The following is a 1,063-nucleotide window of genomic DNA, read 5'->3' on the forward strand; positions in this document are numbered from 1 at the left end:
CTTTTCAGATATCGCTTAATCAACTGCACCACCCGTTCGTCCTTTACATTCTTACGGAGTAAGTTAAGGAGAATTTCATGGTTCAGTGTGTCGAAGTATTTTGATAAATCTAAGGATACTGCATATGTGTATCCTTGTTCTGCATACTCTTTCACTTTTTGTATTGCGTCCTTCGCACTTCTGCCCGGACGATAGCCAAAGCTACCATCTGCAAACAGCGGTTCATAGATTGGCACTAACTCTTGCGTGATTGCCTGTTGGATTGTACGGTCTATCACCGTTGGTATACCAAGCTTTCGCACACCACCATCTGGTTTGGGAATCTCAACTCGTCTTACTGGAGACGGAGTATACTTTCCACGATAAATGCGGTCGGTTATCTCTTGTTGATGCTCCTTTAGATATGGAAGAGCCTCTTCAATGGTCATGCCATCAATTCCTGGTGCTCCCTTGTTTGCCTTAACTCTCTTATACGCTCTGTTAAAGTTATCTTTATACAGGATCGCTTCTAAAAGTCTCGGCTGTGCACTGTCTCTTTCTTTCCATATCCGATTGAATGACCTAGACGCTTTCACATACCCTTCATGTTCTGCATTATCTCTTTGCGAACAGCCATTGTTTTCAATGTTTTCTGCCATAGACGGTCATTCCTCCTTTCTCGGTCATACTCAAGACTCCTACTGATTCGGTCCTTCACCTCTCGGCTACTATGACCTCTGCTGACTTCTGTGCGTTCAGCATTGCTTTATGCAGTGGTTACCTCTTTCAAGGCGTACCGCACAGACCTCCCTAGGTACCACACGTTTCTTCCTCTCCATCCATCTGCCTCATTTATCATGCATGATTCCGTGTAGTTATTGGACTTCGACTTGGTAGGCAGCCTTATCCTCATGCATAACCTTATATGAGATTTCTGTTCGTCAGACCAGAGATTTGCCCATGAGTTAGTATGTTCCTCACATCCAGCTTCCTTCAGATTCCATCTCACGATGGACACCCTTGCCTTCGGCTATATCCTTCCCACTACCGGGCGGATTCGGGACTTTAACCCGTTAGAAACGTG

The 1,063-nt window shown here is 45.1% G+C and carries 1 protein-coding gene; it reads right to left on the reverse strand.

The features are described from left to right. A partial coding sequence (locus GPK60_RS08000; protein ID WP_252191335.1) for a reverse transcriptase domain-containing protein occupies positions 1–638 on the reverse strand: 638 nt, incomplete at its 3' end. Positions 639–1,063: the final 425 nt, after the last annotated feature.

Origin of the sequence: Ruminococcus sp. MCC718 (genome assembly GCF_018783905.1) — a bacterium.
GTDB classification, from domain to species: domain Bacteria; phylum Bacillota; class Clostridia; order Lachnospirales; family Lachnospiraceae; genus Hominisplanchenecus; species Hominisplanchenecus faecis.